Here is a 26,528-nt window from a genome sequence, read left to right as displayed (position 1 = left end):
ACGATTTTCTACGGGACCGGCCGCGCCCGGCCACCCCCGCGGGCGGGGGTGGCCGAAAAGCATCAGGACTCCTTCTGTGCCAGCCGCAGCATGTGGTCGGCGAGCGGCTGCCCGCCCGCCGGGTCCCGGCTGATCAGCATCACCGTGTCGTCACCCGCGATCGTGCCGAGGATCGCGCGGAGTTCGGCCTGGTCGATGGCCGAGGCCAGGAACTGGGCCGCGCCCGGCGGGGTGCGCAGGACCACGAGGTTCGCCGAGGCCTCCGCCGAGATCAGCAGCTCGCCCGAGAGCCGCCGCATGCGCTCCTCCTTGGCGGACTCGCCGAGCGGGGCCTGCGGGGTGCGGAATCCGCCCTCGCTGGGGACCGCGTAGATCAGTTCGCCGCCGGTGTTGCGGATCTTCACCGCGCCCAGCTCGTCGAGGTCCCGGCTGAGCGTCGCCTGGGTGACGCTCAGCCCGTCGTCGGCGAGCAGCTTGGCCAGCTGGCTCTGCGAGCGGACCGGCTGCCGGTTGAGGATGTCCACGATCCGGCGGTGCCGCGCGGTCCGGGTCTGCGGGACGGAGGGCCCGCCCTGCTCGTTGTCCTGCGCCTGGCTCATCGTCGTCTCATTCTCCGGATCGTCCGTCCCCGTTGGCCGCGTCGAGGATGCCGGGCAGGGCCCGGACGAACGCGTCCACCTCGGCCTCCGAGAGGACGAACGGAGGCATCAGCCGTACGACGTCGGGGGCGGGCGCGTTGACCAGGAAGCCGGCTTCCTGAGCCGCCTGCTGCACCTGCGGTGCGAGCGGCTCCGTCAGCACGATACCCAGCAGCAGGCCGGAGCCGCGGACGTGGGAGACCAGCGGGTGCCCGGAGGGGCCGCCGGCGCCTTCGATTCCGGAGCGCAGCCGCTCGCCCCGCTCCTTCACCTGCTCCAGGAGGCCCTCGGCGGCGATGGTGTCGAGGACGGCCAGTCCGGCGGCGCAGGCGACCGGGTTCCCGCCGAAGGTGGTGCCGTGCTGGCCGGGCCGGAGCAGCCCGGCCGCGTCGCCGAAGGCGGCGACGGCACCGAGCGGCAGCCCGCCGCCGAGCCCCTTGGCCAGCGTGACCAGGTCGGGCTCGACGCCTTCGTGTGCCTGGTACTCGAACCACTGGCCGCAGCGGCCGATACCGGTCTGCACCTCGTCCAGGACGAGCAGGGTGCCGGTGGCCCGGGTGATCTCGCGGGCGGCCTTGAGGTAGCCGGCCGGCGGGACGACCACGCCGTTCTCGCCCTGGATGGGCTCGATGACCACCAGCGCGGTGTCCTCGGTGACGGCGGCCCGCAGGGCCTCCGCATCGCCGTAGGGCACGTGGGTGACCTCGCCGGGCAGCGGCCGGAACGGCTCCTGCTTCTTCGGCTGGCCGGTGAGCGCGAGGGCGCCCATGGTGCGGCCGTGGAAGCCGCCGGTGGTGGCCACCATATGGCTGCGCCCGGTCAGCCGGCCGATCTTGAAGGCCGCCTCGACGGCCTCGGCGCCGGAGTTGCAGAAGAAGATCCTGCCCTCGCGGCCGAAGAGCTGGAGCAGCCGCTCGCCGAGGGCGATGACCGGCTCGGAGGCGTAGAGGTTGGAGATGTGCGAGAGGGTGGAGATCTGCCGGGTCACGGCCTCCACGACCGCCGGGTGGCCGTGGCCGAGGGCGTTGACCGCGATGCCGCCGACGAAGTCGGTGTACTGCTTGCCGTCGGCGTCCCAGACCTGGGCGCCCGCACCGCGGACCAGGGCCACGGCCGGGGTGCCGTAGTTGTCGGTCAGCGCCGCCTGCCAGCGGGCGCCGAACTCCGCGTTGCCGGTGGTGCCGCCGGCGTTCCCGGTGGTGCCGCTCACTGGGCTCCCCCTCCGTGCTCGTCCGGCACGACCATCGTGCCGATGCCTTCATCCGTAAAGATCTCCAGCAGGATCGAGTGCTGGACCCGTCCGTCGATCACCCTGGCGGTGCGGACGCCGTTGCGTACGGCGTGCAGGCAGCCCTCCATCTTCGGGACCATGCCGCTGGAGAGCTCGGGCAGCAGCTTCTCCAGTTCGCTCGCGGTGAGCTGGCTGATGACCTCGTCACTGTTGGGCCAGTCCGCATAGAGCCCCTCGACGTCGGTGAGCACCATCAGGGTCTCGGCGCCGAGGGCGGCGGCGAGTGCCGCCGCCGCGGTGTCGGCGTTGACGTTGTAGACGTGCCCGTCGTCGGCGCTGCGCGCGATCGAGGAGATGACCGGGATCCGGCCGTCTTCCAGGAGGGCGGCGATGGCCCCGGTGTCGATGGCGGTGATCTCGCCGACCCGGCCGATGTCGATGCGCTCGCCGCCGATCTCCGGCCGGTGCTGCACGGCGGAGATGGTGTGGGCGTCCTCACCGGTCATGCCGACGGCGAGCGGGCCGTGCTGGTTGAGCAGCCCGACCAGTTCCCGCTGGACCTGTCCCGCCAGGACCATCCGTACGACGTCCATGGCCTCCGGGGTGGTGACCCGCAGGCCGGCCTTGAACTCGCTGACCAGGCCCTGCTTGTCCAGCTGGGCGTTGATCTGCGGGCCGCCGCCGTGCACGACCACGGGCTTGATGCCGGCCTGCCGCAGGAACACCACGTCCTGAGCGAAGGCGGCCTTGAGTTCCTCGTTCACCATGGCGTTGCCGCCGAACTTGATGACGACGGTCTTGCCGTGGTGCCGGGTGAGCCAGGGCAGGGCCTCGATCAGCGTCTGGGCCTTGGGGAGGGCGGTGTGCTTCCGCGCTGGGCCGGTCATGACGAGTACGCGCTGTTCTCGTGGACGTACTCGGCGGTCAGGTCGTTGGCCCAGATGACGGCGCTCTGGGAGCCGGCGGCCAGGTCGGCGGTGATCCGGACTTCCCGGTCCTTCAGGGAGACCAGGTCGCGGTCCTCGCCGACGGAGCCGTTCTTGCAGACCCATACGTCGTTGATGGCGACGTTCAGCCGGTCCGGGTCGAAGTCGGCCGTGGTGGTGCCGATGGCGGCGAGCACCCGGCCCCAGTTCGGGTCCTCGCCGTGGATGGCGCACTTGAGGAGGTTGTTGCGGGCGATGCTCCGGCCGACCTCGACGGCGTCGTCCTCGGTGGCGGCGCCGATGACCTCGATGCGGATGTCCTTGCTGGCGCCCTCGGCGTCGCCGATCAGCTGGCGGGCGAGGTCCGCGCAGACCTCCCGTACGGCCTCGGCGAACTCCTCGGGGGCGGGGGCGGTGCCGGAGGCGCCGGAGGCGAGGAGCAGCACGGTGTCGTTGGTGGACATGCAGCCGTCGGAGTCGACCCGGTCGAAGGTGGTGCGGGTCGCGGCGCGCAGCGCCTCGTCGAGGGCGGCGCTGTCCACGTCGGCGTCGGTGGTGAGGACGACCAGCATGGTGGCCAGGCCCGGGGCGAGCATGCCCGCGCCCTTGGCCATGCCGCCGACGGTCCAGCCGTCCCGGGTGACCACGGCGGTCTTGTGGACGGTGTCGGTGGTCTTGATGGCGATGGCGGCGGCCTCGCCGCCGTCCTCCGAGAGGGCGGCGACGGCCGTCTCGATGCCTGGGAGCAGCTTGTCCATGGGGAGCAAGACGCCGATCAGGCCGGTCGAGGCGACCGCGACCTCTCCGGCGTTGTGCTCGCCGCCCAGCGTGGCGGCGACCTTCTCGGCGGTGGCGTGGGTGTCCTGGAAGCCCTTGGGGCCGGTGCAGGCGTTGGCGCCGCCGGAGTTGAGGACCACGGCGCTGACCGTGCCGCCGCGCAGGACCTGCTCGGACCAGTGGACCGGCGCGGCCTTGACGCGGTTGGAGGTGAAGACTCCGGCGGCTGCCAGCCGGGGTCCGTGGTTGACCACGAGGGCCAGGTCCGGGTTGCCGCTGGCCTTGATACCGGCCGCGATGCCCGCGGCGGTGAAACCCTGTGCTGCCGTAACCGTCACGGCGCAACTCCGATCGTGGAAAGTCCGAGGCTCTCAGGGAGCCCGAGGGCGATGTTCATGCTCTGGACAGCGCCGCCGGCGGTGCCCTTGGTCAGGTTGTCGATGGCGCTGACGACGATGATCCGCTGTACCGACTCGTCGTACGCCACCTGGAGCTGGACGGCGTTGGATCCGTAGACGGAGGCGGTGGCTGGCCACTGGCCCTCGGGCAGCAGGTGGACGAACGGCTCGTCCGCGTACGCCTTCTCGTACGCGGCGCGCAGCGATTCGGCGGTGGTGCCCGGGACGGCCTTGGCGCTGCAGGTGGCGAGGATGCCGCGGGCCATGGGCGCGAGGGTGGGCGTGAAGGAGACGGCGACCTTGGTGCCGCCCGCGGCGGCGCTCAGGTTCTGCATCATCTCGGGGGTGTGGCGGTGGCCGCCGCCGACGCCGTAGGGGCTCATGGAGCCCATGACCTCGGAGCCGAGCAGGTGGGGCTTGAGGGCCTTGCCGGCGCCGGAGGTGCCGGTGGCGGCGACGATCACGGCCTCGGGCTCGGCGAGCCCCTGCGCGTAGGCCGGCCAGAGGGCCAGCGAGACGGCGGTGGGGTAGCAGCCGGGGACCGCGATGCGCTTGGACCCCTCCAGCGCGGCGCGGGCACCCGGCAGTTCGGGGAGGCCGTAGGGCCAGGTTCCGGCGTGCGGGGAGCCGTAGAACTTCTCCCAGTCGGCGGCGTCCTGCAGCCGGTGGTCCGCGCCCATGTCGATGACGAGGACGTCCTCGCCGAGCCGGGCGGCGACGGCCGCGGACTGGCCGTGCGGCAGTGCGAGCAGGACGACGTCGTGACCGGCGAGGACCTCGGTGGTGGTGGGTTCCAGGGTGCGTCCGGCGAGCGGGACCAGGTGGGGTTGCAGGCTGCCGAAGAGCTGTCCGGCGTTGGAATTGCCGGTCAGGGCGCCGATCTCCACCTCGGGGTGCGACAGCAGCAGGCGCAGGACCTCGCCGCCTGCGTACCCGCTCGCTCCGGCCACCGCTACACGTACCACCATCGGACCCTCCTCATCGATGGCATGACTATACGTAGTCATGCACGCTTATGCAAAGAATTGGGTTTCTGATCTGTCAGGTGCGGACGGTGGTGCCGGTCCGGTGGTGCCTGCCGTCCCCGTGGGATTCCTTCCCCGAGTCCTTCCGCCTCGGCCCGGCCTGCCCTCATGGGCGGTCTCCCCCCTCAAGTCTCCCCGAAAGGCGGGGCCGCGGGCGCGGGCCGCGCGCTCCGGCAGCGCATGTCCTTGCGCGGTGCCGGGACGCGGTGCCGGGGCGCCGGGGCGCGGTGCCGGGGCGCCGCCGGGCGGACGCTACGCGGACAGCGGGTGGCGGACCCAGACGTTCGGTTCCACGTACACCGCGTGGCCCTGGTCCGGGGCGCAGTGGACCGGGACCAGGGCGCCCGGGACGTGGACCGGGCCGGCCGTGTCGAAGGGCAGGCCGGTCCACTCCCGCCATTCGGCCAGGGAACCGGAGATCGTCATGGACAGCGGGGCCACCGAGTCGATCACGCCGCCCGCGCGGACGTGCACGCGCAGCCAGGGGTCGTACGGCAGGCCGTCCTCGCGGGTCCGGTACGCGTACTCCTCGATCGGGGTGTCCGGCTCGGCGGGCTTCCCGCTGGGCCGGACCGGCGCCACGACCTCGGCGAAGCCGCGGGCCCGGGCGTTCTCGCGCATCGCCGCGAGCATCAGGCCGGACAGGCCTTCGCCCTGCCGGCCGGCGGCGACCGATATCTCGATGGCACTGACGGTGTCCGGCGCGACCTCGCGGCGCAGGTCGGAGAAGGTCCACAACAGGACCTGGTCCCAGCCGCGGGCGGGCAGCCCGCCACGGCCGGGGGCGTGCAGGGCGAACGGCACGCTGAACCCCCGGGCCACCACCGCATCGCCGTCCGTGGCGACCAGCACGTACTCCGGCAACTCGGCGACCATCCGCGGGTAGAGCAGCCAGGACAGCGGGTCCTGGCTCGCGAACTCGGGCCAGGAGTCCGTCATGTCCCAGAGCCTGCCCGCCAGTTCGGGCCGCTCGGCAAGTGTGGTGATCTTCACGCTGGTCATGCGGGGATGCTAGTGCTGTGGCCGGAAAGACCTCATGCGGATTCCGGCTCCGGGAGGGAGAGGTACCAGCGGCCGGAGGAGCCCGCCAGGGTGAGGGTGGAGAGCGGGCGGACGTCGACGTGCCAGTAGGTCTGCGGCGGCGCCTGGAGGGCGTAGACCAGGGCGGCGCGGACCACCGAGGGCTCGGCCACCGCCAGGATGGCCGAGCCGTCGTCGGCGGGGCGGCTGTCCAGCCAGCCGCCGACCCGGGTGATGAACGCCAGCAGAGATTCGCCGCCGTGCGGAGCCGCGTGCGGGTCGCCGAGCCAGAGGTCCACCGCGCCCGGCTCGCGGGCCGCCACCTCGGCCAGGGTCAGCCCCCGCCAGCGGCCCATGTCGCAGGCCCGCAGGGCCGGCTGGGCGAGCGGGGCGTAGCCGAGGGCCCGGCCGGTGGCCCGGCTGCGCGGGGTGGGCGAGCAGTAGCGCAGCTCGGCGGCGCCCAGGGGCACGAGCCGGCCGGCCGCGGCCTCCACGGCCCGCCACCCCGCCCCGTCCAGGGGGCGGTCGTCGTCGAACCGCTCGGCCAGCAGCGCGGAGCTGCGGGCCGCGGCCACGAGCGAGACCCGAACATGCATGCGGCGATCGTGCGGCGGACCACCCTGCGGGTCAAGCCCTGCGCACGCCCCGGGCACCCCCCGGATCCGCGGGTCAGCCCGGCAGGCTCGCCACGGCGGACGCCAGGCGGCGTACTCCTTCCGTCAGCTCGGCCGGGCCGGCCACCCCGGCGAAGCTGAGGCGGACGTGCGGGCCCGGCGGTTCCGCGCAGAAGTACGGGCGGCCCGGCGCGACCGCCACCCCGGCGCGCAGTGCGGCGGCGACGAAGCCCGCCTCGTCCGAGCCCTCGGGCAGCCGGGCCCACAACTGGTAGCCGCCGGAGGGCAGGTGGGGCAGCGTCAGACCGGGCAGGGCCGAGCGCACGGCCCCGGCCAGCACCTCCCGGCGGTGCCGGAGCTCGGCGGCGACGGCCCGCAGGTGGCGGGGCCAGGCGGGGGCGCCGACCAGTTCGAGAGCGGCCTCCTGGAGCGGCCGGGGGACGAAGAAGCTGTCCACCACCTGGATGGCCCGCAGCCGGTCGAGCACCGGCCCGCGGGCGGACAGGGCGCCCACCCGCAGGCTCGGCGAGGTGGCCTTGGTCAGCGACCGGACGTGGACCACCACCCCGTCCGGGTCGTCGGCGGCCAGCGGGGCGGGCAGCTGCCCGGCGTCCTCGTGGGCCAGCGACCGCGCATAGTCGTCCTCGACCACGAAGGCCCCGGCGGCCCGGGCGATCCGCCGGACCTCCGCCCGCCGCCCGGCGGACAGCACCGCGCCGGTCGGGTTCTGGAACAGCGGCTGGCAGACGAACACCCGCGCGCCGGTCGCCTCGAACGCCGCGGCGAGCAGCTCCGGGCGGACCCCCTCGGCGTCGGCCGGCACCGGGACCGGCCGGCAGCCGGAGGCCCGGGCGATGGCCAGCAGGCCGGGGTAGGTCGGGGATTCCACCAGTACGGGTGCGCCGGGCGGGGCCAGGGCCCGCAGGGCGGTGGTGAGCGCGCTCTGCCCGCCCGCCGTGACCAGGACGTCGGCGGCGGTGAGCCCGCCGCCGATCTCGCGGGCGAACCAGTCGCGCAGCTCGGTCAGCCCCTCCATCGGCGGCCGGCCCCAGGCGCCGGGCCGGCGGCCGGCCCGGGCGAGCGCAGCCGCCATGGCCCGCTCGGGCTGGAGGGAGGTGTGCAGGTAGCCGCCGTTGAGCTCGATCACCCCGGTCGGGGGCGCGGTCAGCGAGACCAGGACGCCGGAGGCGTCGACCGAGCGCGGCACGGTCTCCTCGGCGGCTCCGGCACTGAGGGCGACCTCCTGCCAGGAGGTGTCGCCGGCCTGCTCCGGCCCGCTGCGGCGCGGCTCGGCGCGGAAGACGCCGGCGCCGGGCCGGGTGACGACGAGGCCCTCGGCGGCGAGCCGGGCGAGGGCCCGGGACACCGTCACGGGGCTGACCCGGTACCGCTCGACCAGGGCCCGGCTCGACGGGAGCTTTCCACCCACCGAGTAGCGGTTCAGCTCGGATCGCAGAGATTCCGCCAGCTCGGCCACACTGCTACGCTCATACATGAGAGCCAAGAATAGCGCTACCGCCCCGACGGGGATAGCAGTTCCGCCCACGGCGGCGGCCACGGTACCGACTCCTCCGGCAGCGACTCCGGCAGCGACGACGGCCGCGCGCACCGGGACGCTGATGGCCGGGCTCGGTGTCGTCGCCTTCTCGCTGACCTTCCCCTCCACCGCCTGGGGCCTGGAGAGCTTCGGCCCCTGGACCCTGGTGTCCCTGCGCAGCACGCTGGCCGCCCTGATCGCCGGGGGGTTCCTGCTCGCCCTGCGGGTGCCGCTGCCGGCCCGGGAGCACCGGGCCGGGCTGGCGGTGGTCGCCGGCGGGGTGGTGATCGGCTTCCCGCTGCTCACCACGCTGGCCCTGCGCACCTCCAGCACCTCGCACGCCGCCGTGGTGGTCGGCATGCTGCCGCTCACCACCGCCGCGTTCGCCGCCCTGCGCACCGGCATCCGGCCCTCCCGCACCTTCTGGGCCGCCGCGGTGGCCGGCGCCGCCGTGGTGCTCGGGTTCACGCTGGCGCAGAGCGGCGGGGCCTTCTCGGCCGGCGACGGGTTCCTGTTCGCCGCCCTGCTCGTCTGCGCGGCCGGCTACACCGAGGGCGCCCGGCTGGCCCGGGTGATGCCCGGCTGGCAGGTGGTCGGCTGGGCGCTGGTGCTGTGCCTGCCGCTCGCCCTGGCCGGCAGCGCGGCCGGTCTGGCGTACGAGCCCGTGCACCTCACCGGCCGCGGCCTGACCGGCCTGGTCTGGGCGGCGGCCGGCTCCACCTTCCTCGGGCTCTACGTCTGGTACCGCGGCATGGCCGCGATCGGCCCGGCCCGGGCCAGCCAGCTCCAGCTCGCCCAGCCGCTGCTGACCCTGGTCTGGGCGGTGACCCTGCTCGGCGAGCGGCTCTCCCCCGCCGCCCCGCTGACCGCCGTCGCCGTACTGGTCTGCATTGCCGTCACTCAGCGGGCGTAAATCTCCCGAACCGCCGTAAACTGACGTCACCGGAACGGACCGGCTCCGAGGGAGGTCAGCATGCGCGCGACCGAGGGCGACCAGCTGGTGCAGCACGGCAGGGTCGTGGGCCAGCACGACAAGATCGGCGAGATCACCCAGGTCCTGGGAGAGAACGGAACCCCTCCCTATCGGGTCCGCTTCCAGGACGGCCACGAGGCCGTGATGTCCCCTGGCCCTGACTGCGTCGTACGGCACCCCGCCGACTCCGAGCACTGACCGCACCGACGGCGGACCGCGCGCTCAGCGCGGTGGCACCACCGCCCGGTAGTGGTCGGTGACGACCCTGGCCATGGCCCCGTTGGGGTCCGCGACCACCTGCTTCGCCGAGAAGTGGACGTGGCCGCGGACCTCGGCGTGCTCCCGGGCGAGGGTCAGGTGCCGGGACAGCTCCGCCGGGTCCCGCCAGGCCGGGGTCTGGCTGTTGCGGTCGCAGCGGTACAGCGCCTCGCCGATGTACAGGTCCACCCCGGTGCCGGCCACGGTCCGGGCCCACCACGGCACCAGTGCCGCGTAGTCGGCCGCTTCGTGCCCGATGTGCCAGTAGCACTGCGGCACGATGTAGTCGAGCCAGCCCTCGGTCACCCACTTGCGGGTGTCCGCGTACAGGTCGTCGTAGGTTCCCACGCCCGCCCGGGTCGGCGAGCCCAGCGGGTCGCGGTCCCCGTTGCGCCAGACCGCGAACGGGCTGACGCCGAACCGGGCTCCGGGACGCAGCGCCTTGATCCGCTCCGACATCTCCCGCACCAGGGTGTCGGTGTTGTGGCGCCGCCAGTCGGCCCGCGAGGCGAATCCGCCGCCGTACTCCTCGTAGGCCGCGTCGTCGTCGAAGTGCCGGCCCTCCACCGGGTAGGGGTAGAAGTAGTCGTCCCAGTGCACCCCGTCCACCGGGTAGCGGGCCACCGCCTCGAGCATCGCGTCCTGCACGAAGGTCCGCACCTCCGGCAGGCCGGGGTTGTAGTACAGCTTCCCGGCGTACGGGACCGTCCAGTCCGGGTTGGTGCGGGCCGGGTGCCCGGCGGCGAGCCGGGACGGATCGGTGTGGGTGTTCGCCACCCGGTACGGGTTGAACCATGCGTGCAGCTCCAGCCCGCGGGCGTGCGCCTCGGCCACCGCCGTGCCCAGCGGGTCCCAGCCCGGGTCACGGCCCTGCACCCCGGTCAGCCACTGGGACCACGGCTCCCGGGCGCCGGGCCACATGGCATCGGCGGTCGGCCGGACCTGCAGGACCACCGCGTTCAGACGGCGGCGCACGGCGGTGTCGAGCAGCGCGATGAGCTCCGCCCGCTGACCGGCGGCGCTCAGACCGGTTGCGGAGGGCCAGTCGACGTTGTGTACCGAGGCGATCCACATCCCGCGGAACTCCGGCAGTGCCGCCCGGTCCGCCGGCCCGCGCGAGGCGGCCCGCGCGGTTCCTGCCGCGGCGGCGGTCAGCACCCCCGCCGCTGTGGCCAGCAGACTCCGACGGCCGATGTACGCCATGTGACGACTCCCCTGCGCTGAGTGACATTGCGGTCTGTGCGCCCAGCATGCCCGCCCCGGCCACCCGGGGAACGCAAGGTCGGGAGTAACGTCGGGGGGCGTGGCGGGCGCCGGAATCGTACGGGGGACCCGCCGACGGATGAGCAGCGAAAGGCACGAAGTGACTGACCTCCCTTCCGACATCACCCGAGTCGGCGTAGTGGGCTGTGGCCAGATGGGCGCGGGCATCGCCGAGGTGTGCGCCCGAAGTGGCCTTGAGGTCAAGGTCGCCGAGACCACCGGCGAAGCGCTGGAGATCGGACGTACCCGGCTGATCAACTCCCTCACCAAGGCCGCCGAGCGCGGCAAGATCACCGAGGAGGAGCGGGACGCCACACTGGCCCGGCTCACCTTCACCACCGACCTCGGCGAGTTCGCGGACCGCGATCTGGTCATCGAGGCGGTCGTCGAGAACGAGCAGGTCAAGACCGAGATCTTCCAGGTCCTCGACCAGGTCGTCACCCGGCCGGACGCGATCCTCGCCTCCAACACCTCCTCCATCCCGCTGGTGAAGCTGGCCGTCGCGACCTCGCGGCCGGACCAGGTCATCGGCATCCACTTCTTCAACCCGGCGCCGGTGCAGAAGCTCGTCGAGCTCATCCCCGCCCTGACCACCGGGGACGAGACCGTCAAGCGGTCCGAGGCCCTGGTGCGGGACGTGCTCGGCAAGCACGCGGTCCGCGCCCAGGACCGGTCCGGGTTCGTGGTCAACGCCCTGCTCGTCCCGTACCTGCTGTCGGCCATCCGGATGTTCGAGTCCGGCATCGCCAGCCGCGAGGACATCGACAACGGCATGGAGCTGGGCTGCGCCCACCCCATGGGTCCGCTGAAGCTGTCCGACCTGATCGGCCTGGACACCATCGTCTCGATCGCCGAATCGATGTACGCCGAGTACAAGGAGCCGCTGTACGCCGCTCCCCCCCTGCTCCAGCGCATGGTCGACGCGGGCCGCCTCGGCCGCAAGACGGGCTCCGGCTTCTACCCGTACGGCTGAGCCGTCGTCCTGTCGCCGGCCGCCACCGGGTTGACCGGGGCGGTCGGCGATAGAATGGCGCTGTCCGCTGCGTTCTCCTGCCGTCCCGGCCACCCCCGGCGCGACCCAGGAGCACGGGACACGCCGAGTTGCGGCGGACCGGGCCCATCGGCCCGAAAGGAAGACCATGCCCCGCCACGCCTGTCGGCGCTCGTTCGCCGTGCTGACCACACCCGCGCTGGCGCTGTCCCTCCTGGCGATCGCCCCCGCCGGCGCCTCGGAGCGGGCAACCGCACAGACCCCGACCTCCACCGCCGAGTCCGTGATGGCCCCGACCGTCTGCCACGGGCTGAGCAAGCCGCCGCAGGACCAGTACCACAAGGGCTGCCGGCAGGGGTACTTGGAAGGCTCCAAGGTCGGCAACCGCGACGGTAGGCCGCCCATCTGCAACAAGACCCTTCCGCCGCTGAGCCCGGTCAACCCCAGCGCCTTCGAGCGCGGCAAGTCCCAGGGCTACCGCTACGGCTACGACCAGGCCTATGCCAAGGCCTACCGGCAGTACTGCGCCAGCCAACCCAAGCCGCAGCAGCCTCCGCCCCCGCCGCCACCGGCCCAGCAGCAGACGCCGGAGTCCATGGCCGCCGCGGGCAAGGCCGCGGGTGAGTCGTGGGGCCGCGCGGACGCCGAGAAGTGCGATCTCAACCGCCCGAACGCGCGCCTGAAGCCCTCGACCAACACCTTGATCCTGGCGTACCAGAACGCCTATGCGGTGGCCTACGACACCACGTACGACGAGGTCTTCCGGCAGAAGTGCCTCAACCGGTGAGGGTCATCCCAGCCTGATGTGATGCAGCAGCAGGAGCCCGGCCGCCATGTTGGCGGCCGGGATCTCGCCGCGCGCGATCATGTCCGGCACGAGTTTGAGCGGAACCCATTCGCGGCGTGAGGATTCGAAGTCGTCCTCGGGGTGCCCGATGTAGGTGGCGCCGTCGGCCCAGAAGAGGTGATGGCGGGCGTCGGTCAGCCCGTTGGCGGGCTCGACGGTCATCAGGTGGTGCAGCGGACCCGGCCGCCAGCCCGACTCCTCCTCCATCTCCCGGGCCGCGGCCCGCTCGATGTCCTCCCCGTCCTCGACCACCCCGGCGGGCAGTTCCCAGCCCCAGCTGTCGGTGATGAAACGGTGCCGCCACAGCAGCAGCACCTCGTTGGCCTCGTTGACGGCCGTGGCGACGGCAACCGGGCGGAGCCGGATGACGAAGTGGTCCAGGTGCCGGCCGTCGGGAAGTTCCACATCGGCGAGATTCACGTCGAACCAACGGTTCTTGTACACGGTCTGCTCACTCAGGTTCGTCCACTGCACGGTTCTGCCACCTTCCGTTCGAGTAGGTGGCAACATGGCAGCAGCTGCTCAAGTCCGACGAAACGTCAGAGCTACCTCAGAGCGGAACCCGCAGCGCCCCGTCGATCAGCCGGGCGGTCTCCTCCGCACCGGCGCATCCGCTGGTCAACAGCTGTTCGCGGACGGCCCGGAGCCGGTCCCGCAGCCGCAGCGACTCCATCCCCTTGGCCCGCTCGGCCATCTCCGCCGCCGCGACGACCGCCCCGTCCGCCTCCCCCTGCCGGAGCTGGATCTCGCACAGCATCGCGAGCCGGTGCACCCGGCCCCGGTCGTGCGCCGGGGTCCCGACCGCCGCCGTCGCCTGCTCCTGCGCCGCGTCCAGTTCCCCCAGACTGAGCAGGGCCTCGGCCACCTGGACGTTGACCAGACCGGGCTGCACGTACCCCGTCTCGTCCGGTTCGCTCCCCCGCCGGATCCGCCCGGCCGCCGCCTCCGCCTGCCGGATGCAGGCCAGGGCCGCCCCGGTGTCCCCCAACTGGGCATACGCCTTGGCCTGCATGGCGTGCAGATCGGCGGCGAGCGCCGGAGTGGTGTGCCGCCCGGCCGCCCGCAGTGCCGCCTCCGCAAAGGCCACCGCCTGCCGGAACTCCCGCAGGTGCAGGGACTGGTTGACGATCAGCGCGATCACATAGGCGCCCAGCCCGCGGTCTCCGCTGGCCTTGGCGAGGCGGAGCGCCTGGTGGAAGTACCGCTGCGCCAGCCCGTGCGCGTCCGAGTCGTACGCACAGATGCCGGCCACCGCCACCAGGGACCCCGAGGCCCGGTACAGCCTGCGGCCCAGCGCATCGGGGTAACTCCCGCGCAGCATGGGGGCGGTCTCACTGCCGAGGAAGCGGACGATCCGGGCCCGGGTGGCCATCCCGCCGGCCCGCCGGTACATCAGCTCGTAGTGGTCGCGGGCGGCCCGCAGGATCTCGATGTGCTCGGGGCCGACCCGGGTGGGCCCGTCCCGGGACACATCGGCGTCCTCGGGCGGGTTCTCCCACTCCCATACGGGGATCACGGCGGGAGTCCCGGTCACCGCGGCGGCGGTCAACAGCGGTGGGCGGCCCTGCTCGTCGGCCCGCCAGAGCGCGGTGGCCCGGTCCACGAACCCGCTGAGCGGTGATCCGTGCGCGGGGACGGTCTGTCCGGGCACCCCGAGCCCGATGTCGTCCAGGCCCACCGGCCGGCCCAGCCGGTGCCCCAGCACCTCGCAGATCAGGTCGGGCACCTGGCCGCGGGGCCGCTGCCCCTTCAACCAGCGGGCGACGGCGGTGTGTTCGTAGCGCAGGGCGAGGCCGCGGGTGCGGCCGGCCTGGTTCACATGGGCGGCCAGTCCGGCGTGGGACATGCCCGCCTCGGCGAGGAGGGCATCGAGCAGGACATTGGACTGCATGGGCCCCTCCTGGGGGTGCTTCGGTCCCAGGCTAGTGGGTGCGGGGTTCACACGGGGTGTGAACCGAGTGCGCGCATAAATGCGTTGCGCACTCTGCCGCGGGGCGGCCCGGGCCGGTTGACTGGGGGTCTCGCCTCGCCAAGAGGCAGCCCGGGCCGTCGGCTCCCCCTCGTACAGTGCGATGGCCCGTAACCGCGCGCCGCCCGTTCTGCTGTCTGCCCGACACTCCATGGCAGGCGGGCGGCGCGTGTTGGCTCCGCCGCCTCCGGTTGGTCGCCGGTTGCGGCGGTGGCGGGCCGGCCCCCACCCACCCGGGCCCGGTCCGCAGCGGCTCCACCGGCTCCGCGCGGCCTCCCTCGGCCCCGCCGGAGCCGGTGGACGCCGGGCCACCGTTTCAGGGGCGGTGCCCGGCGTGACGGAAGCGGTCGTTGCGCAGCACCAGCAGGGCGATGTCATCGGCAGGGCGCCCGCTGGTGTGGCGCAGCAACGCGGCGTGCACACCCGCGACCAGCCGCGCGGGGGTCGTTCCGGCTGCCGCCTCCGCCAGTGCGCCGCGCAGCGGGAAGCAACGACCGGTCCGGTCACGGGCGTCCTCGGCCCCATCGGTGTGCAGGAACAGTCCCTCGCCGGGGCGGAGTTGACCGCAGTCCCGGGCGGCCAGGCCGGCCGGCAACGGCAGCACACCGAGCGGCGGCAACGGCTCACTCCGACACAACCGCTCGGGCCGGCGACGCAAGGACACGGCCCCCGTGCCGGGGTGCCGGGCGGAGCCAGGGCGCCCCACGGGGTCCGGGGCGGAGCCCCGGTTTCGGGAAGGGGCGGGGAGGGGAAAAGCTCCGCGCAGCGGCCCCGGCCCCGGCCCCAAACCAGACCCCGCCGGCACGGCGGACGGCAGGACGTAGGGCCACGGGTGCCCGCAGTTGAGGGCGGTGAGACGGCCGTCCCGCCCGATCTCCAGCAACAGCACCGTCACGAACTCCTCCGCCACCGGCGCCTCCGGCTCACCCTCCCCCTGGCCTCGCCGGGGAGAACTGCCGCCCGCCGCCGGGTGTTCCGCCTTCGCCCGGTCCCGCAGGTGCCGCCCCAGGGCCCGTTCCATCCGCCGCAGCACCCCGGCCAGCGTGTGCTCGTCGTACGCGGCCTCCCGGAACGCCCCGAGCACGGCCGCCGCCGCGCCCAGCGCCGGCAGCCCGTGGCCGCGTACGTCTCCGATCACCACCCGTACCCCGTACCGCGTCGGCAGCGCGTCGTACAGGTCGCCGCCCACCGCCGCCCCGTGCACGGCCGCCAGCGCCAGCCCCTCGATCCGCGGCGGCAGCGGCCTCAGCAGGGCCCGCTGGGCGGCGCCGGCGATCTCCTGGGTGCGCCGCAGCTCGGCCAGCAGCCGCTGCCGGATGTGCAGCGCGCACGCGGTGGCCAGCAGCAGGAACGCGGCGCAGCTGGCCAGGCTGGCCCCCAGCACCCCCGGGGAGGTCAGCTCCCAGGACACCGCGGCGCCCGTCCAGGCAAGGACGCACACCCGGCGCACCCGGGGCATCTCCCCGTCCCTCGTCATCTCGTTCCGGCCTCCCCTCGGCCGGAACGATTGTGTCGACCACCCGGTGCCCGGGACACGGGTCACCGGCCATCTCACCCAAATGAGTGAGGGCCGCATCCGGTGTCCCGGATACGGCCCTCACCAGGCACACCACGGCCGCTACGCGCCGCGCAGCACCGCCCCCGTGCGCTCGGCGGCCAGCGCCACCGCCGCGTCGCGGGCCGCCGTGGACTCCTCGGCGGTCAGCGTGCGGTCGGCCGCGCGGAAGCGCAGCGCGTACGCCAGGGACTTCTTGCCCGCGCCGACCTGCTCGCCGGTGAACACGTCGAACAGCCGCAGCGATTCGAGGAGTTCACCCGCGCCCTTGCGGAGCGCCGCCTCCACCGTGGCGGCCGGGACCGACGCGTCCACGATCAGCGCGACGTCCTGGGTGGCCACCGGGAAGGAGGAGATCCGCGGCGCCGTCACGGCCTCGCCGCCGGCCGCCTGGAGGCGGTCGAGGTCGAGTTCCATGGCGCTGGTCCGGGCCGGCAGGCCCATGGCCTTGACCACCCTCGGGTGCAGTTCACCGGCGTGGCCGATGACGGTCTCCACCCCGTTCAGGGTGACGATCAGCTCGGCGCAGCGGCCCGGGTGCCAGGGGCCGTACTGGCCCTGCCGGACGATCAGCTCGGCATTGGCCTCGCGGGCCAGCGAGCGGGCGGCCTCCACCGCGTCCGCCCAGTCGGCCGGGCGGCCCTTGCCCCACCAGCCGGCCTGCTCGCGCGCACCGGCCAGCACCACCGCGGCGTACCGCGGCTGCGCGGGCAGCGCGGCGTCCAGGGTGGCGATCTCCTCGTCGGTGGGACGGCGGTCGACGGGCAGCCGCACGGCCAGGCCCGCCTCGGCGCCCGCCCGGAAGACCGAGCCGGTCTCGAACAGGGCGAGGTCGTGGCTGCCCCGGCTGTCGTTCCGGCGCAGCGCGCCCAGCAGGCCCGGCAGCAGCGTGGTGCGCAGCGCCGGCTCCGCGTCGGAGAGCGGGTTGACCAGCTTGACGACCTGGCGGGCGGCGTCGTGCGCGGGCAGCTGGAGCTGGTCGAAGACCTGCTCGCCGATGAAGGGGTAGCTGAGCGCCTCGACGTAGCCGGCGCCGGCCAGCGCGCGGCCGGCCCGGCGGTGCAGCACCTGGCGCGGGGTCAGCCCGCGGCCGGAGGGCACCTGCGGGAGGGTGGAGGGCAGGTTGCCGTAGCCCTCCAGCCGGATGATCTCCTCGGCGAGGTCGTTGGGCTCGGCGAGGTCGGGCCGCCAGGTGGGGACGGTGACGACGAGCTCGTCCTGGCCGTGGACGTCGCAGCCGATCTCCTGGAGGCGGCGGACGACGGTCTCCCGGCCGTAGTCCATGCCGGCCACCCGGTCCGGGTGGTCCGCACGCATGGCGACGGTGCGCGGGGCGGCCGGGGCGGCCACCTCGGTGACGCCCGCCTCGGCGGTGCCGCCCGCGAGCAGCACGAGCAGGTCGACGGTGCGCTGCGCCGCGGCGGCGGCGGCCTGCGGGTCGACGCCGCGCTCGAAGCGCTTGGACGCCTCGGAGGACAGCTTCAGTCGGCGGGCGGTGCGCGAGATCGACACGGAATCGAAGTGTGCGGCCTCGATGACCACGTCCGTGGTGCCGGTGACGATGCCCGTCTCCGGGTCGGTGACGGAGTCGGCGATCTCGGTGTTGGCGCCGCCCATGACGCCGGCGAGGCCGATCGGCCCGCCGTTGTCGGTGATCACCAGGTCCTCGGCGTCGAGGGTGCGCTTGACCCCGTCGAGGGTGGTGAACGTCTCGCCCTGCTCGGCACGGCGGACGCCGATGGCGCCGTCGATCCGGGTGCGGTCGTAGGCGTGCAGCGGCTGGCCGAGCTCGAGCATCACGTAGTTGGTGATGTCCACGGCGAGCGAGATCGGGCGCATGCCGGCCTTCTGGAGGCGGCGGGTGAGCCAGATCGGGGAGCGTGCCTCGGGGTCCAGGCCGGTGACGGTGCGCGCGGTGAAGCGGTCGCAGCCGGCCGGGTCCTCGATCGTGACCGGGTACCCGTAGGAGTTGGGCGCCGGTACGTCGAGCAGCGCGGGGTCGCGCAGCGGCAGGCCGTAGGCGGTGGCGACCTCGCGGGCGATGCCGCGCAGGGACATGCAGTAGCCGCGGTCCGGGGTGACGTCGATGTCGAGGACCTCGTCGACGAGCTGGAGCAGCTCGATGGCGTCGGTGCCGACCTCGTGCTCCGGCGGCAGCACGATGATGCCGTGCGTGCCGTCGTCGCCCATGCCGAGCTCCTCGCCGGAGCAGATCATGCCGTGCGAGGTCTTGCCGTACGTCTTGCGCGAGGCGATCGCGAAGTCGCCGGGCAGGACGGCGCCGGGCAGGACCACGACGACCTTGTCGCCGACGGCGAAGTTGCGGGCGCCGCAGACGATCTCCTGCGGCTCACCGGTGCCGTTGGCGGAGCCGACGTCGACGGTGCAGAACCGGATCGGCTTGCGGAAGCCCTCGAGCTCCTCGATGGTGAGCACCTGGCCGACGACCAGCGGGCCCTTGAGGCCGGCGCCGAGCTGTTCGACGGTCTCGACCTCGAGGCCGGCATCGACGAGGTGGTGGGCCACATCGCGGCCGGTGGTGCCGGCGGGGAGATCGACGTACTCCCGCAGCCAGGAAAGCGGGACCCGCATCAGATCTCCATCCCGAAGGGCCGGGTGAAGCGCACGTCACCCTCGACCATGTCTCGCATGTCTTCAACGTTGTGGCGGAACATCAGCATCCGCTCGATGCCGAACCCGAAGGCGAATCCGCTGTAGACCTCGGGGTCCACGCCGCAGGCGATGAGCACCTTGGGGTTGACCATCCCGCAGCCGCCGAGCTCGATCCAGCCCTCGCTGGAGCAGGTGCGGCAGGGGCGGTCGGGGTTGCCCACCGATGCGCCACGGCACACGTAGCACTGCATGTCCATCTCGGCGGACGGCTCGGTGAACGGGAAGAAGTGGGGGCGCAGCCGGGTGGTGGTGCCCTCGCCGAACAGCTCCTGCACCATGTGGTCCATGGTGCCCTTGAGGTCGGCCATGGTCAGGCCCTTGTCCACGGCGAGCAGCTCGACCTGGTGGAACACCGGGGTGTGGGTGGCGTCCAGTTCGTCGGTGCGGTAGACCCGGCCCGGGCAGACGATGTAGACGGGCGGGGTGCGCTCCAGCAGCGAACGGGCCTGCACCGGGGAGGTGTGGGTGCGCAGCACGACGCCGGACTCGTCGCCTTCGGTGCCCTTGGGGCCCTGGACGAAGAAGGTGTCCTGCATCTGGCGCGCCGGGTGGTCGGGCGTGAAGTTGAGGGCGTCGAAGTTGAACCACTCCGCCTCGACCTCGGGGCCCTCGGCCACCTCGTAGCCCATGCCGACGAAGATGTCCGCGATGCGGTCCATCAGCGTGGTCAGGGGGTGGCGGGCACCGGCGGGGACGCGGTCGTGGGGCAGCGTGACGTCCACGGCCTCCTCGACCAGGACGCGCTCGTCGCGCTCGGCCTCGAGCTCCGCCGTGCGGGCCCCGAAGGCCTTGTTCACGGCGCCGCGGGCCTGGCCCACGCGCTTGCCCGCCTCGGCCTTGGCCTGCGGCGGCAGGGCGCCGATCTCGCGGTTGGCGAGCGCCAGGGGCGAGCGGTCGCCCATGTGCGCGGTCTTCGCCTCGCGCAGCGCGTCGAGGTCGCCGGCGGAGGCGAAGGCAGCGAGCGCCTCGTCCCGCATGCGCTCGATCTCTTCCGGTTTCAGTGCCTCGACCTCGACAGGGTCGTACGACTTGTTCGGTGCCGACATCTCTTCCCGTACTTCCGATGGGCTGGCTGGTGGTCCGTGCTCACTGGCCCGCAGGGGCTCGACACAAGGACACAAGGGTGCCAAAGGACGAGTCTAAAGGCCGCTGGGGGTGAAGGGGCCCGTGGGCCGCCTGGCGGGACGCTCCGCAGGGCTACTGCGTGAGGTAGGCCGGCGCGCCGACGGGCAGGATAAATCGGAATTCGGCGCCGCCGCCGGGGCCGCGGCCGACCGTGATGGTGCCGCCGTGGGCCTCCACGATGCCCTTGACGATGTACAGGCCCAGGCCGGTGCCGCCGCGCTTGCTGCCCCGCCAGAAGCGGGTGAAGACGCGGCCCATCGACTCTTCCGGAATGCCGGGGCCTTCATCGGTCACGGTGACGGCGGTTCCCTTCTCGTGCGGGCTCACATCGATGGTGACCGTTCCCTCGCCGTGCCGCACCGCATTTTCCAGCAGATTGCCCAGGACCTGATCGACCTTGTCCGGGTCGGCCCACAGGTCGGGCAGCGGGCGGCTCACCCGTACGAGGAAGCGCTCGGGGGCCTGGCCGTTCGCGGTGAGTGCCTGGACGTGCCGGCCGACGGCGGTGGCGATGTCCACCGGCTGGCGGCGGACCTCCAGCCGGCCGGAGTCGATGCGGGAGATGTCGAGCAGCTCGGCGATCAGCCGGGTGACCCGGTTGGCGTCGGCGTCGACGGTCTCCAGCATCAGCCGCTTCTGGTCGTCGGTGAACCGCTCCCATTTGGCGAGCAGGGTGGCGGTGAAGCCCTTGACGGAGGTGAGCGGGGACCGCAGCTCGTGCGCGACGGTGGCGATGAGCTCGGCGTGGCTGCGTTCGGTGCGGCGGCGGGCCTCGGTGCCTCGCAGGGTGACGACCAGGCGGCGCACCGGCCCGGTGGGGTGGGTGCGGATGTACTCGGCGGAGACCAGGACCTCCCGCCCGCCGGGCAGCAGCAGGTTCCGCTCGGGCTGCCGGCGCCGGGTGGCGAGGCCCCCGTACGGGTCGGTCAGCGCCCACCAGCGGCGGCCGTCGAGGTCTTCCAGCGGCAGGGCCCGGTCGATGCGGGTGCCGAGGGCCGCGGCGGAGGGGGTGGCGGTGATCCGGGCGGCGGCCCGGTTGAAGCAGATCACCTGGCCGGTGTGGTCGGCGACGACGAGCCCGTCGGGCAGCTCGTCGGGGTCGATGCCGTAGCCGCCGTGGGGCGGCGGTTCCTGCGCGGGGATCCCCGCGAGTGCCCCGGCGGCCTCGGGCGCGCCGGGCGCTCCGGTGGCGCCGGCGGGCGGGCGGGGGGCCGCGGTGGCGCGGCCGGGGCCGGTCTGGGGCGTGGCCGCCCCGGCGGCCCCCGCGGACTGCCGCGGGGAGCTGTTCGTACCGACGGTCATGTCCCCGTACCCCACATCTCCGAGGAGCGCAGTGGGCCCCCGGGCGGCCACATTACTAGCTGGGGGTCACGGAGCGGCACCCTCCGGGCGCCCGCTGTGCTCGCGCGGAGGCGTACAGGCACACGGCGGCGGCGGTGGCGAGGTTCAGGCTCTCCGCCTTGCCGTGAATCGGGACCCGGACCACCGCGTCCGCGAGCGCCCGGGTCTCCTCCGGCAGACCCCAGGCCTCGTTGCCGAAGACCCAGGCGGAGGGGCCGCCCATGGTGCCCGCGTCGAGCTCGGCGTCCAGGTCGTCCTCGCCCGCACCGTCGGCGGCCAGGATCCGTACGCCGGCCGCGCGCAGCCCCGCGACGGCCTGCTCGACGGGGACGCCGACGGCGACCGGGAGGTGGAAGAGGGAGCCGACGGAGGCGCGGACCGACTTGGGGTTGTAGAGGTCCACCGAGGCGTCCGTGAGGACCACGGCGTCCGCGCCGGCCGCGTCGGCGCAGCGCAGTACGGTGCCGGCGTTCCCGGGGTCGCGGACGTGCGCGAGGACGGCGACCAGCTTGGGCTCGGCCTTGAGGACGGCCTCGAAGGGCGAGTCGAGGAAGTGGCAGACCCCGACCAGCCCCTGCGGGGTGACGGTCTGCGAGACCTCGGCGAGCACCTCGTCGGAGGCGTAGTGCACCCGGGCGCCGGCGGCCAGGGCGGCGTCCACGATGTCGGCGTAGCGCTCGGCGGCCTCGACGGTGGCGAACAGCTCGATCAGGGTCGCGCCCTGCTCGCCGCGGTGGGCCACGGCCTCACGGACGGCCTGCGGGCCCTCGGCGATGAACCGGCGCTCCTTGGTGCGGAAGTTGCGCCGCGCCAGCCGCCGGGCGGCGGCCACCCGCGGGGATCGGGGGGAGATCAGCTCGTGGTGACCCAGGTCGGCCATGGTCTCTGCGGTTCTCTCTCGGGGTCCGGGGCGCACGGGGCGCGGGCGGTGCGGGCGGTGGGCGGTGCGGGGAAAGCACTCGGACCCGCAGGCGCATCGCCTGCGGGTCCGAGGGTGCCGACTGCTTACGCGGCCGGCCAGGCCTTACGCAGCGGCCTTGGGGGCGTTCACGTCGGCCGGGAGCGCCTTCTGGGCAACCTCGACCAGCGCGGCGAACGCGTTGGCGTCGTTGACGGCCAGCTCCGCGAGGATCTTGCGGTCCACCTCGATGTTGGCGGCCTTCAGACCCTGGATGAGGCGGTTGTACGTCATGCCGTTCTGGCGGGCAGCGGCGTTGATGCGCTGGATCCACAGCTGACGGAAGTCGCCCTTGCGCTTCTTGCGGTCGTTGTAGTTGTAGACCAGCGAGTGGGTGACCTGCTCCTTGGCCTTGCGGTACAGGCGCGAACGCTGACCGCGGTAGCCGGAGGCCGCCTCGAGGATCGCCCGGCGCTTCTTGTGGGCGTTTACTGCCCGCTTGACGCGTGCCACTTGTTAACTCCTTGTAGCGGGGCCGTGGTTGTCTTCACACGGCCCGAAATCGATTGGGTCCCGGTCCAGACGTTTCGTTCCGCTCCCGGCAGGGGGAGCGGAGGAACGTCACTTGCCGAGAAGCTTCTTGATCTTCGCGGCGTCGCCCGGGGCCATCTCGGCGTTGCCGGTGAGGCGACGCGTCAGCTTGGACGACTTGTGCTCGAGCAGGTGGCGCTTGCCGGCGCGCTCACGGAGCACCTTGCCGGAGCCGGTGATCTTGAAGCGCTTCTTGGAACCGCTGTGGGTCTTGTTCTTCGGCATAGCGCCGTTATCTCCTCGTCGGTGGCGCCCCCGCCGATCCGTTTCCGGACCGGCGCACGGGAGCGTCAGTTGTGTCGGTTGATCCGAGACGGGCTGTCCCGGTATCAGGCCTCGGCGTTCTCCTCGGCGGCGGCTTCCTCGACGGGAGCCTCCGCCTCGGGTGCCTCCTCCGTGGCGGCCTGGCCCTGGCGCTCGGCCTTGCGGGCAGCCTGCGCCTCGCGGGCCTCGGCCATCGCCTCGGTCTTCTTCTTGTGCGGACCGAGGACCATGATCATGTTGCGGCCGTCCTGCTTCGGGTTCGACTCAACGAAACCGAGGTCCTGGACATCCTCCGCCAGACGCTGCAGCAGTCGGTAGCCGAGCTCCGGCCGGGACTGCTCGCGACCACGGAACATGATCGTGATCTTGACCTTGTCGCCCTGCTTGAGGAACCGAACGACGTGACCCTTCTTGGTGTCATAGTCGTGCGGGTCGATCTTCGGCCGGAGCTTCATTTCCTTGATGACCGTGTGCGCCTGGTTCTTGCGCGCCTCACGGGCCTTCATGGCCGACTCGTACTTGAACTTGCCGTAGTCCATGAGCTTGCAGACCGGCGGCCTCGCGGACGCCGCAACCTCGACCAGGTCGAGGTCGTACTCCTGGGCAAGCTCCAGGGCCTTGGCAAGCGGAACAATCCCGACCTGCTCGCCGCTGGGACCGACAAGTCGCACCTCGGGAACGCGAATCCGGTCGTTGATGCGGGGCTCGGTGCTGATGGATCCTCCTCGGTTGCACCTCACGGCTGTCCGGCAGACAGCCGCTTGACGTCTGTATCGTCTGACCGGCCTCATCCGGAACGCAAAAACGCCCCGGACGGGACACAGGCAGCAGCTCCAGAACACAACCGGAGCACCGCCGCGTCGGACGCGGGGCGCAGACTCGGGTGGCTTTCCATCGTCCGTACGGAACGATGGATGCCACCTGACCGGATGACCTGCCTCCCCGGAGGGCGGTCAGGTGGGAGTTCGGAGCCTCCACTTGTGGGCCGGGGACATACGTCTCCGGCCGGTCGTCACACAAGGTTAGCACCCACGTCCCGGGGAGACCAATCCTGGGGCCGCCCCGGACACCGCTTATGGTGAAGAGCATGACTGACGCGACCCCCACTGCCGCTCCGGCCGACCCCGCCGCCCCCGACTACGACGCCATGACCCGTGACATCGCGGACGTGCCCGCCGTCGAGGTGATCACCACGGTGGCGGTCCACCTGCTGAGCGCCGCGGCGGTCAACCTGGGCCTGGACAAGCCGGACTCCGAGCACAAGGACCTGGACGAGGCGCGCAAGCTGATCACGGCACTGGCCGGCCTGGTGACGGCGAGCGCGACCGAGATCAGCTCCTTCCACGCCGCTCCGCTGCGTGACGGCCTGAAGTCCCTCCAGCTGGCCTTCCGCGAGGCCTCCCTCGTCCCGGACGAGCCGGGCCAGGGGCCGGGCGAGAAGTTCACCGGGCCGGTGTACGCCTGACCGCCGGGGCCTGACCACCCCTAAACGTTGAGGTGTGGTCGCGCCACAGAGCGCCAGAAGGGGGCGTACGCATCGCGTACGCCCCCTTCTTTGCTGCCCTGCCCGGCCCTGTCCGGCCCTGCCCGCGGCCCCGGATCAGCGGGTGAACAGCGGCTCCCCCGGAGGCACGGGCGCGCCCGCCGGCAGCAGGGCCAGCTCCAGCCCGCGGACCAGCCGGGCCCGCAGGGTCTCGTCGGCGGCCAGTGCCTGCGCCACCCGGCGGGCGCCCGCTGCCGGGTCGGTGCCGTCGGCGAGGACCACAGCGAGGATGCCGTCGGCCGAGGCACCCCCGGGCAGCAGATGGGCGCGGAGCACCGTCGGCTCTGCCGCCACGGCGGCCCGTACGGCCTCCCGGACCGCCGGGTCGGCGAGCGGGCCGGCGTCCGCGCGGCCCTCGGCGAGCGCCAGCAGGGCCGGACCGGTCAGCTGGTAGGGCACCGGGCCGGCCAGGTCGAGGACCACCGTGTCCGCCTTCTCGTGGGCAGCCGCCCGCAGCGCCTGGTGCAGCGGGACCGCCACCGGGCGGGCGGCCGGGTCCCACCGGGCCAGCGAGGCGATGGAGGTGAAGGCGGGCAGGGCCCGCCGGTCCCCCGCCGTCAGGGTCGGCACGGCCATGTCGCTGGTCTTCTCGCGCTTCAGGCCGGTCTCGGGGTCGGTCTCCACCTCGCCGAGCATCGCGACCACCGGCACCAGCAGGCGGGCGTCGCGCAGCGCCGCCAGGACCTCCGGTTCCTTGGTTCTGTCCTCCGCCCAGGCGGCCAGGGCCGCGCTCAGCCGGGGATCGGCGGAGCCGTCGTCGTCGGAGAAACCGGGGTCTGGGATGTTCTTCTGCGCCACAGTTACCCGACCCTATCCGGTACGTCGGGCCCGGCCGCGCCGGACCAGTACGGCGGCCAGCCCGAGCAGGGCCAGTCCGGCGACCGCGGCGGCCGGGGCGAGCACCCGGACCGGGCGCGCGGGCGGCTGCACGGGGGCCGGGCCGGTGCCGAAGTACCGGGCGGGGTGGGCGGCGGGGACCGGCAGGGCGGGTTCGGCGGCGATCCGGTCGGCCGCCTGGAGGGCGGCGACCGGGTCGACCAGGCCGTGCCCGCGGGAGTCGTCGCGGCCCCCGCCGGGGCTGTCCGTGGCGGTGTCCTCGAGCAGCCGCTTGACCTGGGCCGGGGAGAGGTCGGGGTGGGCGGAGCGGAGCAGGGCGACGGCCCCGGAGACGAAGGCGGCGGCGGCGCTGGTGCCCCAGCCCTCGTAGTACTTGCGGTCGGGGTCGGGGATGACCACGTCCACGCCGGGGGCGCTGACGGTGGCGTACCAGTGGCGGGTGGAGAAGCGGGCCTTGCGGCCCTTGCGGTCGACGGCGGTCACGGCGATCACCCCGGGGTAGGCGGCGGGGTAGGAGACGGGGTTCCCCTTCTCGCCGCTGTTGCCGGCGGAGGCGACCACGACCACGCCCTTGCCGAGGGCGTACTGGACGGCCTCGTCCTCGGCGGCTTCGTGGTGCGCGGACCGGCTGTCGTCGCCGAGCGAGAGGTTGATCACGTCGGCGCCGTGATCGGCGGCCCAGCGGATGCCTTCGGCGAGGGCGCCGCCCTTGCTGCTGCGGGCCTTGGCGCGGGCCGGGTCGCCCTCCTCGAGGATCACGCGGATGGGGAGGATCTTCGCGGCCGGGGCGACGCCGAGGACGCCGTCGCGGCGGTCGGTGCCGTGGCCGTGCCCGGCGATGATCCCGGCCATGGCGGTGCCGTGGCGGGCCCAGCTGCGGTCGCCGCGGTTCGCGCCGAGGCCGACGAGGTCGGTGCCGGCGAGGACCTGGCCGTCGAGGTCGGGGTGGGCGGAGTCGACGCCGGTGTCGAGGACGGCGACGGTGATGCCCTCGCCCCGGGTGGTGCCCCAGGCTTCTTCCGCGCGGAGCGCGGTGAGCCCCCACTGCCGGTCCCGAATGGCATCGGCGGCAGCGGGCGGCACCCCGACCCCGAGCAGCATCCCGGCCCCGACGACCCCGACCACCCCGACGACCCGCATCCGCCGCGCGACGGACTTCCCGGCCCGGGCCGCGGGCCGCAGCCCACGCCCGCCCCCGAACCCCGCACCCCCCGCGGAGCGGCAAGCCGACCCC

Annotated in this window: 26 protein-coding genes; 5 read left to right on the top strand and 21 right to left on the bottom strand. The window is 73.4% G+C overall.

Annotation, left to right across the window (positions count from 1 at the left end; all coding sequences use genetic code 11):
• Positions 1-62: 62 nt before the first annotated feature.
• The 8 genes from DEJ50_RS27220 to DEJ50_RS27185 form a co-directional block, all read right to left on the bottom strand.
• A complete protein-coding gene (locus DEJ50_RS27220) occupies positions 63-599 on the bottom strand; it encodes an arginine repressor (RefSeq protein ID WP_150210728.1) in 537 nt (178 codons plus the stop codon).
• A gap of 7 nt (positions 600-606) precedes the next feature.
• Positions 607-1,848, bottom strand: coding sequence for an acetylornithine transaminase (locus DEJ50_RS27215; protein ID WP_150210727.1), 1,242 nt, complete (start codon positions 1,846-1,848; stop codon positions 607-609).
• Complete coding sequence (gene argB, locus DEJ50_RS27210; RefSeq protein WP_150210726.1) at positions 1,845-2,756, bottom strand: acetylglutamate kinase; 912 nt, start codon at positions 2,754-2,756, stop codon at positions 1,845-1,847. Before argB ends, DEJ50_RS27215 begins: the two co-directional genes overlap by 4 nt.
• Positions 2,753-3,910 (bottom strand): bifunctional glutamate N-acetyltransferase/amino-acid acetyltransferase ArgJ, encoded by a 1,158-nt coding sequence (gene argJ, locus DEJ50_RS27205; RefSeq protein WP_150210725.1) that lies wholly within the window; start codon positions 3,908-3,910, stop codon positions 2,753-2,755. Before argJ ends, argB begins: the two co-directional genes overlap by 4 nt.
• Positions 3,907-4,938, bottom strand: a complete 1,032-nt coding sequence (gene argC / locus DEJ50_RS27200; protein WP_150210724.1) for an N-acetyl-gamma-glutamyl-phosphate reductase — start codon at positions 4,936-4,938, stop codon at positions 3,907-3,909. The genes argJ and argC overlap by 4 nt, the downstream gene beginning before the upstream one ends.
• Before the next feature lie 309 nt (positions 4,939-5,247).
• Complete coding sequence (locus DEJ50_RS27195) at positions 5,248-5,997, bottom strand: N-acetyltransferase (protein WP_150210723.1); 750 nt, start codon at positions 5,995-5,997, stop codon at positions 5,248-5,250.
• Positions 5,998-6,029: 32 nt separating this feature from the next.
• The gene (locus tag DEJ50_RS27190) at positions 6,030-6,611 is read right to left on the bottom strand and encodes a histidine phosphatase family protein (RefSeq protein ID WP_150210722.1); all 582 of its coding nucleotides are present in this window, start codon (positions 6,609-6,611) and stop codon (positions 6,030-6,032) included.
• Between the two features lie 73 nt (positions 6,612-6,684).
• Positions 6,685-8,124, bottom strand: coding sequence for a PLP-dependent aminotransferase family protein (locus DEJ50_RS27185; RefSeq protein WP_150210721.1), 1,440 nt, complete (start codon positions 8,122-8,124; stop codon positions 6,685-6,687).
• Here DEJ50_RS27185 and DEJ50_RS27180 point away from each other — a divergent pair.
• Both DEJ50_RS27180 and DEJ50_RS27175 read left to right on the top strand, forming a co-directional pair.
• Complete coding sequence (locus DEJ50_RS27180; RefSeq protein WP_150210720.1) at positions 8,123-9,079, top strand: DMT family transporter; 957 nt, start codon at positions 8,123-8,125, stop codon at positions 9,077-9,079. The genes DEJ50_RS27185 and DEJ50_RS27180 overlap by 2 nt on opposite strands.
• Positions 9,080-9,139: 60 nt before the next feature.
• Positions 9,140-9,337 (top strand): DUF1918 domain-containing protein, encoded by a 198-nt coding sequence (locus DEJ50_RS27175; protein WP_150210719.1) that lies wholly within the window; start codon positions 9,140-9,142, stop codon positions 9,335-9,337.
• A gap of 24 nt (positions 9,338-9,361) precedes the next feature.
• Here DEJ50_RS27175 and DEJ50_RS27170 read toward each other — a convergent pair whose 3' ends face one another.
• Positions 9,362-10,600: a glycoside hydrolase family 10 protein gene (locus DEJ50_RS27170; RefSeq protein ID WP_150210718.1), complete on the bottom strand. Its 1,239-nt coding sequence runs from the start codon at positions 10,598-10,600 to the stop codon at positions 9,362-9,364.
• 139 nt (positions 10,601-10,739) lie between these two features.
• Here DEJ50_RS27170 and DEJ50_RS27165 point away from each other — a divergent pair, with 139 nt between their 5' ends.
• Both DEJ50_RS27165 and DEJ50_RS27160 read left to right on the top strand, forming a co-directional pair.
• Positions 10,740-11,633 (top strand): 3-hydroxybutyryl-CoA dehydrogenase, encoded by an 894-nt coding sequence (locus DEJ50_RS27165; RefSeq protein ID WP_150210717.1) that lies wholly within the window; start codon positions 10,740-10,742, stop codon positions 11,631-11,633.
• A gap of 166 nt (positions 11,634-11,799) precedes the next feature.
• A complete protein-coding gene (locus tag DEJ50_RS27160) occupies positions 11,800-12,438 on the top strand; it encodes a hypothetical protein (protein ID WP_150210716.1) in 639 nt (212 codons plus the stop codon).
• Between the two features lie 3 nt (positions 12,439-12,441).
• Here DEJ50_RS27160 and DEJ50_RS27155 read toward each other — a convergent pair whose 3' ends face one another.
• From DEJ50_RS27155 to infC, 10 genes are all read right to left on the bottom strand, one after another.
• Positions 12,442-12,972, bottom strand: coding sequence for an NUDIX hydrolase (locus DEJ50_RS27155; protein WP_150210715.1), 531 nt, complete (start codon positions 12,970-12,972; stop codon positions 12,442-12,444).
• Between the two features lie 76 nt (positions 12,973-13,048).
• Entirely contained in the window at positions 13,049-14,389 is a 1,341-nt protein-coding gene (locus DEJ50_RS27150; protein ID WP_150210714.1) for a transcriptional regulator, read from the bottom strand.
• 394 nt (positions 14,390-14,783) lie between these two features.
• Entirely contained in the window at positions 14,784-15,944 is a 1,161-nt protein-coding gene (locus DEJ50_RS27145; RefSeq protein ID WP_223837927.1) for a PP2C family protein-serine/threonine phosphatase, read from the bottom strand.
• A gap of 141 nt (positions 15,945-16,085) precedes the next feature.
• Positions 16,086-18,614 carry a phenylalanine--tRNA ligase subunit beta gene (pheT, locus tag DEJ50_RS27140; RefSeq protein ID WP_150210713.1) on the bottom strand — a complete coding sequence of 843 codons (2,529 nt, stop codon included), beginning with the start codon at positions 18,612-18,614 and terminating at the stop codon, positions 16,086-16,088.
• On the bottom strand, positions 18,614-19,741 hold the full coding sequence (gene pheS / locus DEJ50_RS27135; protein ID WP_150210712.1) for a phenylalanine--tRNA ligase subunit alpha: 1,128 nt from the start codon (positions 19,739-19,741) through the stop codon (positions 18,614-18,616). Before pheS ends, pheT begins: the two co-directional genes overlap by 1 nt.
• Before the next feature lie 151 nt (positions 19,742-19,892).
• A complete protein-coding gene (locus tag DEJ50_RS27130; protein ID WP_150210711.1) occupies positions 19,893-21,122 on the bottom strand; it encodes a PAS domain-containing sensor histidine kinase in 1,230 nt (409 codons plus the stop codon).
• Between the two features lie 55 nt (positions 21,123-21,177).
• Positions 21,178-22,032: a TrmH family RNA methyltransferase gene (locus DEJ50_RS27125; RefSeq protein ID WP_150212390.1), complete on the bottom strand. Its 855-nt coding sequence runs from the start codon at positions 22,030-22,032 to the stop codon at positions 21,178-21,180.
• 153 nt (positions 22,033-22,185) lie between these two features.
• Positions 22,186-22,572 (bottom strand): 50S ribosomal protein L20, encoded by a 387-nt coding sequence (gene rplT, locus DEJ50_RS27120; protein ID WP_125652405.1) that lies wholly within the window; start codon positions 22,570-22,572, stop codon positions 22,186-22,188.
• Positions 22,573-22,680: 108 nt separating this feature from the next.
• Positions 22,681-22,875, bottom strand: coding sequence for a 50S ribosomal protein L35 (gene rpmI, locus DEJ50_RS27115; RefSeq protein ID WP_030192941.1), 195 nt, complete (start codon positions 22,873-22,875; stop codon positions 22,681-22,683).
• 104 nt (positions 22,876-22,979) lie between these two features.
• On the bottom strand, positions 22,980-23,654 hold the full coding sequence (infC, locus tag DEJ50_RS27110; RefSeq protein ID WP_150210710.1) for a translation initiation factor IF-3: 675 nt from the start codon (positions 23,652-23,654) through the stop codon (positions 22,980-22,982).
• A gap of 347 nt (positions 23,655-24,001) precedes the next feature.
• Between infC and DEJ50_RS27100 the strand changes: the two genes are divergently transcribed.
• Complete coding sequence (locus DEJ50_RS27100; protein WP_150210709.1) at positions 24,002-24,379, top strand: DUF1844 domain-containing protein; 378 nt, start codon at positions 24,002-24,004, stop codon at positions 24,377-24,379.
• Between the two features lie 135 nt (positions 24,380-24,514).
• Here DEJ50_RS27100 and DEJ50_RS27095 read toward each other — a convergent pair whose 3' ends face one another.
• The gene (locus DEJ50_RS27095) at positions 24,515-25,255 is read right to left on the bottom strand and encodes an SseB family protein (RefSeq protein WP_150210708.1); all 741 of its coding nucleotides are present in this window, start codon (positions 25,253-25,255) and stop codon (positions 24,515-24,517) included.
• A 12-nt stretch (positions 25,256-25,267) separates the two neighbouring features.
• Positions 25,268-26,434: a type VII secretion-associated serine protease mycosin gene (gene mycP, locus DEJ50_RS27090; protein ID WP_150210707.1), complete on the bottom strand. Its 1,167-nt coding sequence runs from the start codon at positions 26,432-26,434 to the stop codon at positions 25,268-25,270.
• Between the last annotated feature and the right edge of the window lie 94 nt (positions 26,435-26,528).

This window comes from Streptomyces venezuelae (assembly GCF_008642295.1).
Classification (GTDB): Bacteria; Actinomycetota; Actinomycetes; order Streptomycetales; family Streptomycetaceae; genus Streptomyces; species Streptomyces venezuelae_C.
The sequence above is the reverse complement of the archived record's forward strand: the minus strand, read 5'-3'. Positions and strand labels throughout refer to the sequence as shown.